The following is a 15,191-nucleotide window of genomic DNA, read 5'->3' as shown; positions in this document are numbered from 1 at the left end:
GAGCCGGCCCGACATGGCGAAGTGAAATATTTCGTGAGCGGGCGGCGGCTTGCGCCCGGAACGCGGCGCCCTAGCCTAGCAGGCGATGCGCCAGTTCCAGCCCCTCGACCAGCTTGTCCACCTCTTCGGTGGTGTTGTAGAGGCCGAAGCTCGCCCGTGCCGTGGCGGTGAGGCCGAGATGCTCCATCAGCGGATGGGCGCAATGGTGCCCGGCCCGCACGGCGATGCCCTTCTGATCGAGAATGGTCGAGATGTCATGGGCATGGCCGCCGCCCTCGATCGTCATCGAGAAGATCGCCGCCTTGCCCGGCGCGTCGCCCTGAATGTTGAGCCAGTTCAGCTCTTTGAACCGCTCGCGGGCGTAAGACACGATCATCGCTTCATGCGCCGCCACATTGTCCATCCCGAGATCCATCAGGTAGTCCAGCGCCACGCCAAGGCCGATGGTCTGCACGATGCCGGGCGTGCCGGCCTCGAATTTCATCGGCGGATCGGCGTAGAGCACGCCCTCTTTGGTGACTTCGCGGATCATGTCGCCGCCGCCCATGAAGGGGCGCATCTCTTCCATCCGTTCGCGCCGGATATAGATCGCGCCCGAGCCGGAGGGGCCGTAGAGCTTGTGGCCGGTGATCGGGTAGAAGTCGCAGCCGATCTCCTGCATGTCCACAGGTGCATGCACCGCGCCCTGGCTGCCGTCGACCAGCACCGGCACACCCGCCGCATGGGCGCCCTCGGTGATGCGCTTCACATCCACCACCGTGCCCAGCACGTTCGATACATGGGTCACCGCCACCAACCTGGTGCGCGGGGTGATCGCGGCGATCACCTTTTCGGGGTCGAGGCTGCCATCGGGCTCGGTATCGACCCAGACCAGCTTCACCCCCTGGCGTTCGCGCAGGAAGTGCCAGGGCACGATATTGGCATGGTGCTCGGCGACAGAGAGCACGATTTCATCGCCCTCGCCCATCCGCGGCGCGGCCCAGCCATAGGCGACGAGGTTGATCGCCTCGGTGGTGCCGGAGGTGAAGACGATCTCGTCTTCCTCTGCCGCATTCAGAAAGCGCGCGACGATCCCGCGCACCGCCTCGTAATGCTCGGTGGTGAGGTTGGAAAGGTAATGCAGGCCCCGGTGCACATTGGCGTATTCGTCGGAATAGACGCGCGTGACCGCGTCGATCACCGCCTGCGGCTTCTGCGCCGAGGCGCCGTTATCGAGATAGACCAGCGGCTTGCCATGCACTTCGCGCGACAGGATCGGAAAATCCTTGCGCACCTCGTTGACGTCATACATCAGCTCACTCCCATCTCAGCGGCGCCCACCGGCACGCCGAGGCCGATCAGCGCGAAGACCACCGACATCACCACCGCCAGCGCGATCATCACCATGAAGATCCCGGCAAAGACCGCACCCGCCGAGCGGAACCCGTGCATCTCGGCGATGAAATGGCTGAGGATCCAGAAGGTCAGCACCATGCCCATGACCCAGAGCAAAAGCGCGAGGCCGGGGGCGAAGACGCCGAGAAACAGCACGCCAAGCTCGACGATCAGCAGCACGAATTGCAGCCAGATCACCGTAAGCAGCGCCTGATCGAAACTGCCGGTGCCGCCAAGCGCCCGGCCGATCCAGTAGATCCCGAACACCGTGAGCACCGTCACCGAACCTTGCGCGATCCCGGTCATGATCGGATCGGACAGCAGCGCGCCGAAAGCGTCCGGATCGACCGGGAACAGGATCGAGGAAATCACGCCAAGGAAGGTTGTGGCAACGAGCAGCAGGAGCAGCGCCTGCCACAGCACCGCGCGCGGAGCACCGAGATTCTGCACCTCGCGCGCGATCTTGCGCGGCTCCGGCACCGTTTGCAGCACCATGCCGAAAAGATAGCCCCACTCGAACTTCATCGCCGTTCCGCTACGCTCAGGTTGATGCCCCAGTGCAGGATAAACGCCAAAAGCGCAACCGCGCCGACGATCCGGGTTTGCAGCCCGGGGCCGGTGAACCCTTCGGTCAAGCCCGCCAGAAGCCAGAGCGGGCTGGCCACCAGCAGTGCCCAGAACAGCGCGAAGCGGGCCGAATAAGCGCTGCCGCCGCCGCCGAACGGTCTGGCGATCAGATGCGAGATCGTGCCCACCGCATAGGCCACGAGGGGCATGATGAAAAGCCAGGCCAGCAGCGTGGCCCCCACGAGCATTTCGAACTCGTTGCCGGTCTCGATCGCCTCGCGCTGCAGCGCGGGCCAGCGGCCGACGAAGATCAGCAGGCAGGCCACCATCAGGATGACCAGGGCCCGGTCTTCGCGCGGCTGCTCGCCCGCACGGGCGCGAAACACCTCGCGCGGGGCGGCATAGGCGCGCAGGATGTCGCTGGCCACGCCCATGGCTCTAGCTCCGGCGGCGTTGCAACCAGGCGTCGAGGCGTCCGGTGATATCGTCGGCGATGGCCGGGTTCTCGATCTCGGCGATGGCGTCGGCAAGGAAGGCGAGCACCAGAAGATCGGTGGCGATCAGCTCCGGCACCCCGCGCGAGCGCAGGTAGAACATCGCCTCCTCGTCGATCGCGCCGGAGGTGGAGCCGTGCGAACAGGCCACGTCGTCGGCGTAGATTTCCAGCTCGGGCTTGGCGAGGAAGGTGCTGTCGTCATCCAGCAGCAGCGATTGCGACTTCTGGTAGCCATCGGTTTTCTGCGCGCCGGGCTTGACGAGGATCTTGCCCTGAAACGCACCCACCGCGCCGTTGCGCAGCACCTTCTTGAACACCTGCCGGCTCTCGCAATTCTCGGCATCATGGGTGACGAAGACCGTATCGTCATGGTGAAAGGCATCGTCGCTGCCATCGCCCATCGCTGCACCGGCGATATGGGCAACGGCATTGTCGCCTTTCATCTCGACCACGCATTCATTGCGGGTGAGCCGCCCGTTCACCGTCAGCGTGAAGCTCTTGAAGATGCTTTCCGCGCCAAGGCGGGCGAAGACATGCGTGACCGCCTGGCGCTCATGGTCGCGGCCCTGTGTGCGCACATGGTGGAACGCCGCGCCATCGGCCACCTCGACCTCCAGCACCTTGTTGAACCGCGCCGCGGCGGGGCCGTTTTCCAGCAGGGTCAGATCGGCCCCGGCTTCGAGCTTCACCACATGGTGCAGCATCGCGTCGGAATTTTCGTTCTCATGGCGATAGACGAGGTTCACCGGCTTTTCAGCCGGGCCGGTGACGCGGATCACCACGCCATCGGCGGCAAAGGCGGTGTTGAGCGCGGCAAAGGGCCGCTCGACCGGCGCCTGCCCCCGGGCTTCCAGCTTGCCATAAAGCTCGCGCACCCAGTGAATGTCTTTCCCGGCCGCATCCGCCAGCCGCTCGATCTCGATCCCCGCCATTTCCAGCGGGTCGGATTGATCCGGATCGAAGACGCCGTCGACAAAGACGATCGTCAGCCGGTCCACCGCGCCGAACACGGGCGCCTCGCAGCCGTGATCGAAGATCGCGGCCGGCACCGGCACGGGCGCGTTCAGGCTCGCAGGCCGGGTGAAGCGCCAGTATTCATCGCGCGGGGCGGGCAGGCCCATCGCCTCAAGCCGGGCGCGCGCATCGGCCCGGGCCTCGTTCGCCCAGGCACCGCCCGCCGGGCTTTCGAGCACCGCCAGCCGGTCGGCCAGCGCCGTTTGCTTCAATTGTGCCACCGCGCTCATCACGCTGTCTCCGACAGGATATCCGCGTAGCCGTTATGCTCGACTTCCAGCGCCAGCTCCGGCCCGCCGCTTTTGATGATCCGGCCCGCCGCCATGATATGCACCACATCGGGTTTGATATGGTCGAGCAGACGTTGGTAATGGGTGATGACGAGGAAGGAGCGGCCTTCATCCCGCAGCGCGTTCACGCCGTCGGAGACGAGCTTCATCGCGTCCACGTCGAGGCCGGAATCGGTCTCGTCGAGGATGCACATCTTCGGCTCCAGCATCGCCATCTGCAGGATCTCGTTGCGCTTTTTCTCGCCGCCGGAGAAGCCCACATTGACCGGCCGCTTCAGCATCTCGGCGTCGATCTTCAGGGTCCTGGCCTTCTCGCGGATCAGCTTGAGGAAATCGGCGGCCGACATCTCTTCTTCACCGCGCGCCTTGCGCTGCGCGTTCACGGCGGTGCGCAGGAAGGTCATGTTGCCGACGCCGGGGATTTCCACCGGGTACTGGAAGGCGAGGAACAGCCCGGCAGCCGCGCGCTCCTCGGCCTCCATGCCGAGCAGGTCCATCCCGTCGAGGCTGGCGGAGCCTTCCGTTACCTCATAGCCGTCGCGGCCCGAGAGCACATAGGAGAGCGTGGATTTGCCCGAGCCGTTCGGCCCCATGATCGCATGGACGGCGCCGGCGGGTACTTCGAGATCGACACCCTTGAGGATCTGCTTGTCCTCTTCCTCAAGTTTGACGTGCAGGTTATTGATTTTCAGCATGTTCTTTCCTCAGCGCTTGACCCGCGGATAGCAGGTCGGCCCGCAGATTTCCTGTTCCTGTTTGACCGGCTGGGCGGTGGTACGGCGCCAGCCCAGCGTCATTGCCGTGGCGAGCCCCGCCACCAGCAGCACGATGAATGTCCAGATCGCCAGCATCAGCCCACGCTCCCTTCCAGCGAGATCGCCACAAGCTGCTGGGCTTCCATGGCGAATTCCATCGGCAGCGCCTGCAGCACTTCACGGGCGAAGCCGTTGACGATCAGCGCCACCGCTTCTTCCTCGTCCATGCCGCGCTGGCGGCAGTAGAACATCTGCTCGTCATCCACCTTCGAGGTGGTCGCCTCGTGCTCGACGCGGGAAGAATTGTTCTTCACCTCGATGTAAGGCACGGTATGCGCCCCGCATTGGTCGCCGATCAGCAGGCTGTCGCACTGGGTGTAGTTGCGGCTGTTCTTGGCGCGCGGGTGCATCGAAACGAGGCCACGATAGGTGTTCTGCGCCTTGCCGGCGCTGATCCCTTTCGAGACGATCCGGCTTTTCGTGTTCTTGCCCAGATGCGTCATCTTGGTGCCGGTATCGGCCTGCTGGTAGTTGTTGGTGATGGCGATCGAGTAGAATTCGCCCTGGCTGTCATCGCCGCGCAGCACGCAGGAGGGGTACTTCCACGTCACCGCCGAGCCGGTTTCCACCTGGGTCCACATCACCTTCGAGCGGTCGCCGCGGCAATCGGCGCGCTTGGTGACGAAGTTGTAAATCCCGCCCTTGCCGTTTTCGTCGCCGGGGAACCAGTTCTGCACCGTCGAATACTTCACCTCGGCATCTTCGAGGATCACGATCTCGACCACGGCGGCGTGAAGCTGCGCCTTGTCGCGCTGCGGCGCGGTGCAGCCTTCGAGGTAGCTCACATAGGAGCCCTTGTCGGCGATAATCAGCGTGCGCTCGAACTGGCCGGTATTCTCCGCGTTGATGCGGAAATAGGTGGAGAGCTCCATCGGGCAGCGCACCCCCTCGGGGATGTAGACGAAGGAGCCGTCGGAGAAGACCGCCGAGTTGAGCGTGGCATAGAAGTTGTCGGATTGCGGCACGACCGAGAACAGGTATTTCTTCACCAGTTCCGGGTGCTCGCGGATCGCTTCCGAGATCGAGCAGAAGATCACGCCGGCCTCGGCCAGCTCCTTCTTGAAGGTGGTGCCGACCGAGACCGAGTCGAACACCGCATCCACCGCCACCTTGCGCTCGGAATTGGCGCCATCGGCGGGAACCTCGTCGGCGCCCTCGACGCCGGCGAGGATCATCTGTTCCTTCAGCGGGATACCGAGCTTTTCATAAGTCGCCAGCAGCTTGGGATCGACCTCGTCGAGCGATTTCGGCTTTTCCGCCATGCTCTTGGGCCGGGCGTAGTAATACTGATCCTGAAAGTCGATCTCGGGGTATTCGACCATCGCCCAGTCGGGTTCTTTCATCTGCAACCAGCGCTGGTAGGCGGCGAGGCGCAGTTCAAGCATCCAGTCCGGCTCTTCGTTCTTGGCGCTGATCAGCCTCACGATATCCTCAGAGAGCCCTTTCGGCGCGCGCTCTTCCTCGATCTCGGTTTCCCAGCCGTATTTGTACTTGTCGCCAAGCGTGCGGACGGCGTCGACAGTCTCCTGCTCGACACCTTCCTTAACGATCACGTCATCGTTCCGGGCCATGCTGCCCTCCTCGTCAGACCCGCGCCGCCGATTGCCGGCGGTTGCGGAATTTTCTCTCTTCCCGCGTCCAGGCGTCGACGAAACGCAATACATCGTCTTGCGTCGTCGTCGGCCCGAGCGAGACCCGGATGGCACTCGAAGCGGCCACATCGTCAAACCCTAGGGCCTTGAGCGTGTGGCTCGCCTTGACTTTTCCCGAGGAGCAAGCCGAGCCCGCCGATATGGCAAACCCCGCCAGATCCATTACCATAACCTGGGTTTCCCCCTTCCACCCCGGCGTGATGAAGCACGAGGTGTTCGGGAGCCTGTTCGCGTCTTTCCCGACAAAAATAGTCTTATTTGCAGATTCGGCAATGGATTTTTCTAGAATGTTTCTAAGTTCCGATACATCCGCCCAAATTCCGCCATCCAGATCGCGCGCCGCCGCCTCGGCTGCCGCGCCGAAGCCCGCAATTCCAATCAGGTTTTCCGTACCCGAGCGCCGCCCCATCTCCTGCCCGCCGCCGAGAATGCGGGCATGAACCTCGGTGCCGCGCCTGACCACAAGCGCGCCCACGCCCTTGGGTCCGCCAAGCTTATGCGCGCTGATCAGCGCCATCGCGGCGCCCGACCAGTTGAAGGCGAAGGGGATCTTGCCGAAGGCTTGCGTCGCGTCGGTGACGGCAAGGCCATCGGGCAGCGCCTGGATCACGCCGGTTTCGGAATTGGCGGCCTGAAGCGTGGCGCGGCCCGGATCGGGCACGCTCACCCGGCCCATGGCATCGACGCTCAGGCTCTGCGTGCACCAGGCCGCCACCGCATCATGCTCGATGCCCGCGCAGGCCAGATCGCGGCCCGCCAGCGCCAGCGCCGCGGCCTCCGTCGCCCCGGAGGTGAAGATCACATCCGCCCCCTCGGCCCCGAAAGCCGTGGCGACCTGACGGCGCGCCTTTTCGATCACCGCCTTGGCGGCGCGGCCTTCGCTGTGCACGCTGGAAGGGTTGCCCACCACGTCCATCGCCGCGAGCATTGCCGCGCGCGCCTCCGGCCTCAGCGGCGCGGTGGCATTCCAGTCGAGATAGACCCTGGCCAATCCCCGCTCCTTCGTCTTGTGCCTCCCGCCCGGACGGCGGACCTCAGCTTTCGGCGTCTTCGATCAGTTTGGCCTCGTCGTGGTCTTCGTCGACGAGATGAAAGAGCGAGGGCACGGCAGGGCACGGGGCCAATTCGTTATGCACCACATCCGAAAGCCGGGTTTGGTGAAGAAAAACATAGACATGCGCGGAGAAGCTCTGCCACAGCCGGTTGGTGAGCGATTGCGCCTGGCTGCCCGACAGCCCGCCCGAGGCCCCGGCCCCGGTATGCATCGCGCTTACGGTTTCGTCGACCGCGCCGAGCACGTCGGCCACGCGGATCTCGGCGCAGGGCCTGGCCAGCCGGTAGCCGCCGCCCGGCCCACGCACGCTTTCGACAAGCCCCGCCCGGCGCAGCTTCACGAAGAGCTGTTCGAGATAGGGCAGCGAGATATTCTGCCGTTTGCTGAGGTCGGTAAGCGAAAGCAGGGTGCCCTCGGGCTGCAGCGCCAGATCGGCCAGCGCGACCATTGCATACCGTCCCTTGGTGGAAAGCTTCATCGCCGAACCCTCTTGTAACGTTGACGTTTCGCCTCCTCGTCAATATGTGAACGGAGACGCACCCGGTCCCGGCGGTCCGGAACTGCTTTGGTAATATGGTGCCCGACTATTTTCGTCAAGAAATGCGGGCCGCGAAGGAGACCAATACTGAATGCCTGAGGTGATTTTTCCCGGCCCCGAGGGCCGGCTCGAAGGCCGCTACCACGCACAGGCGGAAAAAGACGCACCGATCGCCATCATCCTGCATCCGCATCCGCAATTCGGCGGCACGATGAACAACAAGGTGGTCTACAATCTGCACTATGCCTTTCACAAGATGGGCTTCAACGTGCTGCGCTTCAACTTCCGCGGCGTGGGCCGCAGTCAGGGCGAATACGATCAGGGCGTGGGCGAATTGTCCGACGCCGCATCGGCGCTCGACTACCTCCAGTCGATGAACCAGAACGCCAAGCATTGCTGGGTGGCGGGCTTTTCCTTCGGCGCCTGGATCGGGATGCAGCTTCTGATGCGCCGGCCCGAGATCACCGGTTTCATCTCGGTGGCGCCGCCCGCCAACATGTACGATTTTTCGTTCCTCGCCCCCTGCCCGGCTTCGGGCCTGATCATCAACGGCACCGCCGACCGCGTGGCGCCGCCCGCCGACACCCATGCGCTCGTTGACAAGCTGCACGAGCAGAAGGGCATCACCATCACCCATACCGAGGTGGAAGGCGCCGGGCATTTCTTCGAAAACGCCCATATGGACACGATGATCGGCGCGGTCGACACCTATGTCCGCCGCCGGCTGACCGAGAATACACGATAACAGCGGGGGCAGGCATGGATCTCCAGGCACGGGTCGCGGACGAGCTGGCGCAGAAGGCGCTGGAACTGGCCGAGGAAACCGGAAACCCGGATATCGTCGACGAGATCAAGAAGGTCATCGGCACCTCGTCGACAACGCTCGAAGAAGCTTACATGACGGCGGTGCGCGTGCGCCGGGCCGAGACCCGTGCGCTCGACCTGATCGAGACCAAGCGCGCCACCTTCCGCGCCGAAAACGGCTGAACCTGCGCTGAAATGCGGGCTGTTCGGCCCGCCCGGCGCGCGCTAGGATTGCATCAGCCCCGGATAGTCAAGGCCAGCCATATGCCCGCCTCCAATGCGCGCGACGCGATCCGCACTTACCTCAAGCAGATTGTCTATGGTGGCAATGACGGGATCGTCACGACCTTTGCCATCGTCGCCGGCTTCGCGGGCGCAGAGGCACAGGGCGTGGGCCTTGTCGGCAGCGTGGCGGTGCTGATCTTCGGCATGGCCAACCTGACGGCGGATGCGGTGTCGATGGGGCTTGGTGAATTTCTCTCTGGCCGGTCGAGCCGCGATATCTTCCACGCCCGCCATGCCGAGGCGGAGGCCGCCGCCGCGGCCGATCCGGCACAGGCCGCCGCACGGCTGGCCGGGCATCTCGCCCGTCAGGGGCTGCCCCCCGCCGACGCGCGCCACGCCGCCGATCATCTGGCCGAAAGCCCGCGCCTGATGGCCGATCTGAGCCTGCGCTACGATCACGGCATGGAAGCGCCGGATGCACATAACCCGGCGGCGCGGGCCTGGATGACCTTTCTCGCCTTCGTCACCTTCGGGGTGATCCCGATCCTGCCCTATCTGATCGCGCCCACCGGCAGCGCGACCTTCCTCGTCTCGCTCGTTGCCACCGCCTTCGCGCTGATCCTGCTGGGGCTGTTGCGCTGGTCGGTCAGCGCCGAGACGGCGCTGCGCTGCGTGAGCGAAACGCTGGCCATCGGCGGGCTCAGCGCCGCCGTGGCCTTCGCCGCCGGGCTGGCGGTGACGGTCTTTGCCTGAGCGCCGCCCGGCGCGCGCTCAGAGCCGGTAGATCTCGGAAAACTTCGCCTCAAGGTAGTCGAGCAGCGGCCCTTCGCCCGGCGCCTCGCCACAGGCAAGGGTGATGACCTCTTTCGGCTCGTAAAGCCCGCCATGGCGCTGCAGCCTGTCGGCCAGCCATTCGGTGGGCTTCGCGGCATCGCCGGCGGCGAGGTGGGTGTCGAGATCGGGCATGTCGGCGCGCAGCGCCTTGTGCAGACAGCCCGCATAGACATTGCCCAGCGAATAGGTCGGAAAGTAGCCAAACAGCCCCACCGACCAGTGCACATCCTGCAAACAGCCTTGCGAGGCGCGCTCCACCTTCACGCCGAAATCGGCCTCGAACCGGCTGTTCCACGCCTCTTCGAGATCGGCCACATCGAGCGTGCCCGCGATCATCTGGCGTTCCAGATCAAAGCGCAGGAGAACGTGCAGGTTGTACTGCACCTCGTCGGATTCGGTGCGGATGAAGCCCGGATGCACCCGGTTGGCGGCGGCATAGAACGCCTCGGCATCGGCAAGCGCAAGATCGCCGAACGCGCCTTTGAATTCGCCGAACAGCCAGCCGGTGAAGGCGCGCGAGCGGCCAAGCTGGTTTTCGTAGATCCGGCTCTGGCTTTCATGCACCCCCATCGACACGCCCGCGCCGAGCGGGGTCAGCAGATAGGCCGGGTCGATATGCTGCTCGTAGCAGGCATGGCCGGTTTCGTGGATCGTGGAATAGACCGCGCCGAACGGGTCTTCGGGATTGGTGCGGGTGGTGATCCGCACATCGAGGCCGGACCCCGACGAGAACGGATGCACCGCCTTGTCGATCCGGCCATGGGCCATGTCGTAGCCAAACGCTTTGGCGAGCCTGCGGGTGAGCTTCATCTGCGCCTGTTCGTCGAAACTGCCGGTGAGCGCGGCGGGCTGGTGTGCGGCGCCGAGGATGCGCGCGCGCAGATCGACAAGCCGGGGGCGCAGGGCGTCGAACATTGCCTGAAGCTCGGCCCCGGTGGCGCCCGGCTCGTAATCGTCGAGCAGCGCATCGTAAAGATCGCCGCCCGCCGCCAGCGCCGCCGCCTCCTCGCGTTTCAGCGCCACGATCCGCGCCAGCACCGGCGCGAACCCGGCGAAATCGTCCGCCGCGCGCGCCTCGGCCCATTGCCCCTGCGCCTCGGAGGTGACGCGCGCCAGCTCGCCCGCCAGCCTGGCCGGCACCCGCGTGGCGCGGGTGAAGCTGCGGCGGATGTGGCGCAGATTGGCCCGCCCGACCTGGTCCAGCGCCGCCTCGTCGATCGCGGCCAGCCAGTCGCCGAGGCGCGGATCGGTCCGGCGGGCATGAAGCACCTGCTCCATCGCCTCCGATTCTTCCGCGCGCTGCGGCGCGGCCGCACGCGGCATCACGGTTTCCTGATCCCAGCCCAGCCGCCCGGCGATTTGCCGCAGCGCCTGTGTCTGGCGGTCGAACGCCATCAGCTCTTCATAGGCAGACATCTCAGCCCCTTACCGATTGTGCTTGCGGATAGCCCGCCGCGAAGCGGGCGCGCAGGATCAGCGCCCAGGCCAGGATCGCCCCGACCTGATGCGTGATCGCGATATGCATATGCGCCCCGTTCATCACCGTGGTGATGCCGAGCAGCATCTGCGCGATGATCACCACCACCGCCAGCCCGAAGGCCGAGCGCGTCGCCGCCGCCCCGGCGCTGCGCGAGCGCCAGAATACGACAAGAGCATAGATCACCAGCAGATATCCCACGATCCGGTGGATGAACTGCACCAGCCCGGGATTTTCGAAGAAGTTGCGCCAGAGCGGCTCGATCTCGAACGCATAGGGCGGAAAGACCTGCCCCGCCATCAGCGGCCAGTCGGTATAGGAGCGGCCCGCGTCGATCCCGGCCACCAGCGCGCCCAGCAGGATCTGCAGAAAGGCGAGATGCATCAGCCCGGTGCCCATGCCAAAGAGCTTCCTCTCGCGCAGCCGTCGCGCCTGCATGAGCTGCGCCTCGCTGCGGCTCAAAAGCAGCACCGCCCAGACGATCAGCCCGAGGATCACGAAGGCAAGGCCGAGATGGGTGGCCAGCCGGTAGGAGGCCACATCGGTCATCTCGCCCTCAAGACCGGAGGACACCATCCACCAGCCCACCGCACCCTGCACACCGATCAGCACGCCGATGGCCAGCAGCCGCTGCTTCCAGCCGGTGGGGATCTTGCCTGCGGCCCAAAAGCCGAGGAAGCCCGCGATCCAGACCAGTCCGATGATCCGGCCAAGGAAGCGATGACCCCATTCCCACCAGAAGATGCCCTTGAACTCCTCCAGTGTCATCGAGGCGTTGACCAGCCGGAATTCGGGCGTTTCCTGATATTTGGCAAAGGCGCTGGCCCAGGCTTCGGCATTCATCGGCGGCAGCGAGCCCATCACCAGATCCCATTCGGTGATCGACAATCCGCTATCGGTAAGCCGCGTCAGCCCGCCCACCACGATCATCACCACCACCAGCGCGAAGAGCACCAGCAGCCAGCCCCGGATCGCGCCGCGCGCGCCGCCGGCTCCGCCCCTGTCGATCATGCCCGTCTGCACGGCTTTGCGCGCGGCGGGCGTTTCGTCACTGACCTCTTCGAATAGCTTGCGTGGTTCGGCCATGGCGCTCCCCTGTTGCGATTGCGGCGATACTTAAGGAAGCGGCGGCGAATGCCAAGGCGCGAAATCGGCTGATGCCGGCAATCCGGCGCGTTTCGGGCGACAAAAACCCGCCCGCTCCATTGCACCCCAAGCCTTGCGGATGATATAACCAGCCAAACAAAATCTTGTGTGTCCCGGATGCGCGGCACAGACCAACGAACAACACGGCGGACAACGTGAACGACACCCCGGAAACCCCTGAAACCGAAGGCGAAATGCCGCCCGAGCGGCCCACCTTCGGCGGCCCCACCGTCTCCATCGAGCTGGAGATGCGCAATTCCTATCTCGACTACGCGATGAGCGTGATCGTGAGCCGTGCGATCCCCGACCTGCGCGACGGGCTGAAACCGGTGCACCGGCGCATCCTTTACGCCATGCACGAGGTGGGCAATACGCACGACAAGCCCTACCGCAAGTCCTCGCGCCCGGTGGCCGATACGATGGGCCAGTATCACCCGCATGGCGACGCGGCGATCTACGACGCACTGGCGCGGATGACGCAGGATTTCTCGATGAGCCTGCCGCTGCTCGACGGTCAGGGCAACTTCGGCTCGATGGACGGCGACCCGCCCGCCGCCTTCCGTTACACCGAAGTGCGGATGGAAAAGGTCGCCCTGTCGCTGCTCGACGATATCGACAAGGACACGGTCGATTTTCAGGACAACTACGATGGCAAGCAGAAAGAACCCACGGTTCTGCCCGCGCGCTACCCCAACATGCTGGTCAACGGCGCCGGCGGCATCGCCGTGGGCATGGCCACCAACATCCCGCCGCACAATCTGGGCGAGGTGATCGACGCGACTTTGGCGCTGATCGAGAACCCCGATCTCGATTCGATCCAGTTGATGGACTACATCCCCGGCCCCGACTTCCCCACCGGCGGGGTGATGCTGGGCCGCGGCGGCGCGCGCAAGGCCTATACCGAGGGCCGTGGCTCGGTGATCCTGCGCGCCAAGACCCGCGTGGAAGAAATCCGAAAAGACCGTTACGCCATCGTCGTCGACGAGATCCCATATCAGGTGAACAAGGCGACGATGATCGAAAAGATCGCCGATCTGGTGCGCGACAAGAAGCTCGAAGGCATTTCGGCGATTCAGGACGAGTCCGACCGCGTCGGCGTGCGGGTGGTGATCGAACTCAAGCGCGATGCGACGCCCGAGGTGGTGCTCAACCAGCTATTCCGCTTCAGCCAGCTGCAAACCTCCTTCGGCTGCAACATGCTTGCGCTGAACGGCGGCCGGCCCGAGCAGCTTACCCTGCGCGATTTTCTCACCCATTTCATCACCTTCCGCGAGGAAGTGGTTGCGCGGCGCACGGCGTTCCTCTTGCGCAAGGCGCGCGAGCGCAGCCATGTGCTGGTGGGCCTCGCCGTCGCCGTCTCGAATGTCGACGAAGTGGTCGCCACGATCCGCGCCTCCGCCGATGCCGCCGAGGCGCGCGCCAAGCTGATGGAGCGGCGCTGGCCGGCCAAGGAAATCGCCCCGTTCATCGCCCTGATCGACGACCCGACTCACAAGATGAACGACGACGGCACCTATAACCTGTCGGAAACCCAGGCCCGCGCCATCCTCGATCTGCGCCTCCAGCGCCTTACCCAGCTCGGCGTGAAGGAAGTCACCGACGAGCTTGAGGAACTGGCCGCGAAGATCAAGGATTACCTCGATATCCTGCGCTCGCGCGAGCGGATCATGGCGATCATCTCGACCGAACTCACCGAGGTGAAAGACGCCTACGCCGTGCCGCGCCGCACCGAGATCGTCGACTGGTCGGGCGACATGGAAGACGAAGACCTGATCGAGCGCGAAGACATGGTGGTCACGATCACCCAGTCCGGCTGGGCCAAGCGCACGCCGCTGGCCGATTTCCGCGCGCAGCGGCGCGGCGGCAAGGGGCTGTCGGGCGGGGGGCTGAAGGAAGACGACGTGGTCACCACGCTGTTCGTCGCCAATACTCACACCCAGCTTCTGTTCTTCACCACCGACGGGATGGTCTACAAGCTGAAAACCTGGCGCCTGCCGCTCGGCGGGCGCACCGCCAAGGGCAAGGCGATCGTCAACATCCTGCCGATCCCCACGGGCGTGAGCATCGCCGCGATCATGCCGGTGGATGCGCCGGAAGAAGACTGGGACAACCTCCAGATCGTCTTCGCCACCGATGCCGGCGACGTGCGGCGCAACGCGCTTTCGGATTTCACCAACGTCATGCGCAACGGCAAGATCGCCATGAAACTGCCCGAGGGGGTGGAGCTGGTGAATGCCCGCATCTGCACCGAGGAAGACGACGTGATGCTCGTCACCGCCAGCGGTAGGGCGATCCGCTTCCCCACCACCGATGTGCGGGTATTCAAGGGCCGCGATTCCACCGGCGTGCGGGGTATCCGGCTCTTGTCGGACGACGACCGCGTGGTGTCGATGGCCGTGGTGCGCCATTTCGAGGCCGAGGCGTCGGAGCGCGCTGCCTATCTCAAGATGCGCCGCCAGATGGCCGGAGCCGACGAGATTGACGGCACGGAGGATGACGAAGAGGCGGTCGCGGGCGATATTTCCGCCGAGCGCTTCGAGGAGATGCGCGCCGCTGAAGACCTGATCCTGACGATCACCTCCGCCGGCACCGGCAAGCTCTCGTCCTCGCACGACTACCCGGTGCGCGGGCGCGGCGGTCAGGGCGTCGCGGCGATGGACAAGGCGATGCGTGGCGGCGCGCTGGTGGCCTCCTTCCCGGTCGGCCCGAGCGACCAGGTGATGCTGGCCACCTCGACCGGCCAGTCGATCCGCTGCCCGGTCGAGGGCATTTCGTTCCGCTCGCGCTCGGCGGGCGGGGTGAAGGTGTTCAACACCGCGAAGGGCGAGCATGTCGTCTCGGTGGCGTGGATTGCCGAGAGCGAAGACGAGGACGAGGTGGCGGACAGCAGCGAAAGCTGAGCCTC

The 15,191-nt window shown here is 65.0% G+C and carries 15 protein-coding genes; 4 read left to right on the top strand and 11 right to left on the bottom strand.

The window, feature by feature from the left end:
* Positions 1 to 70 precede the first annotated feature (70 nt).
* The 9 genes from QMG28_RS07645 to iscR are packed head-to-tail and all read right to left on the bottom strand — an operon-like array spanning position 71 to position 7,740.
* Positions 71 to 1,291, bottom strand: coding sequence for a cysteine desulfurase (locus QMG28_RS07645; RefSeq protein ID WP_281841627.1), 1,221 nt, complete (start codon positions 1,289 to 1,291; stop codon positions 71 to 73).
* Positions 1,291 to 1,899 carry a YIP1 family protein gene (locus QMG28_RS07640; RefSeq protein WP_281841626.1) on the bottom strand — a complete coding sequence of 203 codons (609 nt, stop codon included), beginning with the start codon at positions 1,897 to 1,899 and terminating at the stop codon, positions 1,291 to 1,293. Before QMG28_RS07640 ends, QMG28_RS07645 begins: the two co-directional genes overlap by 1 nt.
* Positions 1,896 to 2,375: a YIP1 family protein gene (locus QMG28_RS07635; RefSeq protein WP_281841625.1), complete on the bottom strand. Its 480-nt coding sequence runs from the start codon at positions 2,373 to 2,375 to the stop codon at positions 1,896 to 1,898. The genes QMG28_RS07640 and QMG28_RS07635 overlap by 4 nt, the downstream gene beginning before the upstream one ends.
* A 4-nt stretch (positions 2,376 to 2,379) precedes the next feature.
* Positions 2,380 to 3,681: a SufB/SufD family protein gene (locus QMG28_RS07630; RefSeq protein WP_281841624.1), complete on the bottom strand. Its 1,302-nt coding sequence runs from the start codon at positions 3,679 to 3,681 to the stop codon at positions 2,380 to 2,382.
* Positions 3,681 to 4,436, bottom strand: coding sequence for a Fe-S cluster assembly ATPase SufC (gene sufC / locus QMG28_RS07625; RefSeq protein WP_281841623.1), 756 nt, complete (start codon positions 4,434 to 4,436; stop codon positions 3,681 to 3,683). The genes QMG28_RS07630 and sufC overlap by 1 nt, the downstream gene beginning before the upstream one ends.
* Positions 4,437 to 4,445: 9 nt before the next feature.
* Positions 4,446 to 4,592 carry a hypothetical protein gene (locus tag QMG28_RS07620; protein WP_281841622.1) on the bottom strand — a complete coding sequence of 49 codons (147 nt, stop codon included), beginning with the start codon at positions 4,590 to 4,592 and terminating at the stop codon, positions 4,446 to 4,448.
* Positions 4,592 to 6,127 carry a Fe-S cluster assembly protein SufB gene (sufB, locus tag QMG28_RS07615; protein ID WP_281841621.1) on the bottom strand — a complete coding sequence of 512 codons (1,536 nt, stop codon included), beginning with the start codon at positions 6,125 to 6,127 and terminating at the stop codon, positions 4,592 to 4,594. The genes QMG28_RS07620 and sufB overlap by 1 nt, the downstream gene beginning before the upstream one ends.
* 13 nt (positions 6,128 to 6,140) lie before the next feature.
* Positions 6,141 to 7,199 carry a cysteine desulfurase family protein gene (locus tag QMG28_RS07610; protein WP_281841620.1) on the bottom strand — a complete coding sequence of 353 codons (1,059 nt, stop codon included), beginning with the start codon at positions 7,197 to 7,199 and terminating at the stop codon, positions 6,141 to 6,143.
* 43 nt (positions 7,200 to 7,242) lie between these two features.
* Positions 7,243 to 7,740 carry a Fe-S cluster assembly transcriptional regulator IscR gene (gene iscR, locus QMG28_RS07605; protein WP_281841619.1) on the bottom strand — a complete coding sequence of 166 codons (498 nt, stop codon included), beginning with the start codon at positions 7,738 to 7,740 and terminating at the stop codon, positions 7,243 to 7,245.
* 151 nt (positions 7,741 to 7,891) lie between these two features.
* Here iscR and QMG28_RS07600 point away from each other — a divergent pair, with 151 nt between their 5' ends.
* The 3 genes from QMG28_RS07600 to QMG28_RS07590 all read left to right on the top strand — a co-directional run bounded on the left by QMG28_RS07600 (position 7,892) and on the right by QMG28_RS07590 (position 9,582).
* A complete protein-coding gene (locus QMG28_RS07600) occupies positions 7,892 to 8,545 on the top strand; it encodes an alpha/beta hydrolase (RefSeq protein ID WP_281841618.1) in 654 nt (217 codons plus the stop codon).
* Between the two features lie 14 nt (positions 8,546 to 8,559).
* Entirely contained in the window at positions 8,560 to 8,787 is a 228-nt protein-coding gene (locus tag QMG28_RS07595) for a hypothetical protein (protein ID WP_281841617.1), read from the top strand.
* Between the two features lie 81 nt (positions 8,788 to 8,868).
* Positions 8,869 to 9,582 (top strand): VIT1/CCC1 transporter family protein, encoded by a 714-nt coding sequence (locus QMG28_RS07590; RefSeq protein WP_281841616.1) that lies wholly within the window; start codon positions 8,869 to 8,871, stop codon positions 9,580 to 9,582.
* Positions 9,583 to 9,600: 18 nt separating this feature from the next.
* Here the strand turns inward: QMG28_RS07590 and QMG28_RS07585 are convergent, their stop codons facing one another.
* On the bottom strand, positions 9,601 to 11,079 hold the full coding sequence (locus tag QMG28_RS07585; protein ID WP_281841615.1) for a carboxypeptidase M32: 1,479 nt from the start codon (positions 11,077 to 11,079) through the stop codon (positions 9,601 to 9,603).
* Between the two features lies 1 nt (position 11,080).
* A complete protein-coding gene (gene ctaA / locus QMG28_RS07580) occupies positions 11,081 to 12,226 on the bottom strand; it encodes a heme A synthase (RefSeq protein WP_281841614.1) in 1,146 nt (381 codons plus the stop codon).
* 215 nt (positions 12,227 to 12,441) lie between these two features.
* Here ctaA and gyrA point away from each other — a divergent pair, with 215 nt between their 5' ends.
* A complete protein-coding gene (gene gyrA / locus QMG28_RS07575) occupies positions 12,442 to 15,186 on the top strand; it encodes a DNA gyrase subunit A (protein WP_281841613.1) in 2,745 nt (914 codons plus the stop codon).
* Positions 15,187 to 15,191 lie beyond the last annotated feature (5 nt).

The sequence above is a fragment of the Sinisalibacter aestuarii genome, from assembly GCF_027923545.1.
GTDB lineage: Bacteria > Pseudomonadota > Alphaproteobacteria > Rhodobacterales > Rhodobacteraceae > Sinisalibacter > Sinisalibacter aestuarii.
The sequence above is the reverse complement of the archived record's forward strand: the minus strand, read 5'-3'. Positions and strand labels throughout refer to the sequence as shown.

Excerpts from the sequence above, each read along its gene's own strand:
- QMG28_RS07635 (WP_281841625.1), bottom strand. The coding sequence starts at position 2,375 with ATGGGCGTGGCCAGCGACATCCTGCGCGCCTATGCCGCCCCGCGCGAG.
- sufB (WP_281841621.1), bottom strand. The coding sequence starts at position 6,127 with ATGGCCCGGAACGATGACGTGATCGTTAAGGAAGGTGTCGAGCAGGAG.
- QMG28_RS07640 (WP_281841626.1), bottom strand. The coding sequence starts at position 1,899 with ATGAAGTTCGAGTGGGGCTATCTTTTCGGCATGGTGCTGCAAACGGTG.
- iscR (WP_281841619.1), bottom strand. The coding sequence starts at position 7,740 with ATGAAGCTTTCCACCAAGGGACGGTATGCAATGGTCGCGCTGGCCGAT.
- QMG28_RS07630 (WP_281841624.1), bottom strand. The coding sequence starts at position 3,681 with ATGAGCGCGGTGGCACAATTGAAGCAAACGGCGCTGGCCGACCGGCTG.
- QMG28_RS07590 (WP_281841616.1), top strand. The coding sequence starts at position 8,869 with ATGCCCGCCTCCAATGCGCGCGACGCGATCCGCACTTACCTCAAGCAG.
- QMG28_RS07645 (WP_281841627.1), bottom strand. The coding sequence starts at position 1,291 with ATGTATGACGTCAACGAGGTGCGCAAGGATTTTCCGATCCTGTCGCGC.
- QMG28_RS07585 (WP_281841615.1), bottom strand. The coding sequence starts at position 11,079 with ATGTCTGCCTATGAAGAGCTGATGGCGTTCGACCGCCAGACACAGGCG.
- QMG28_RS07595 (WP_281841617.1), top strand. The coding sequence starts at position 8,560 with ATGGATCTCCAGGCACGGGTCGCGGACGAGCTGGCGCAGAAGGCGCTG.
- ctaA (WP_281841614.1), bottom strand. The coding sequence starts at position 12,226 with ATGGCCGAACCACGCAAGCTATTCGAAGAGGTCAGTGACGAAACGCCC.
- QMG28_RS07600 (WP_281841618.1), top strand. The coding sequence starts at position 7,892 with ATGCCTGAGGTGATTTTTCCCGGCCCCGAGGGCCGGCTCGAAGGCCGC.
- sufC (WP_281841623.1), bottom strand. The coding sequence starts at position 4,436 with ATGCTGAAAATCAATAACCTGCACGTCAAACTTGAGGAAGAGGACAAG.
- QMG28_RS07620 (WP_281841622.1), bottom strand. The coding sequence starts at position 4,592 with ATGCTGGCGATCTGGACATTCATCGTGCTGCTGGTGGCGGGGCTCGCC.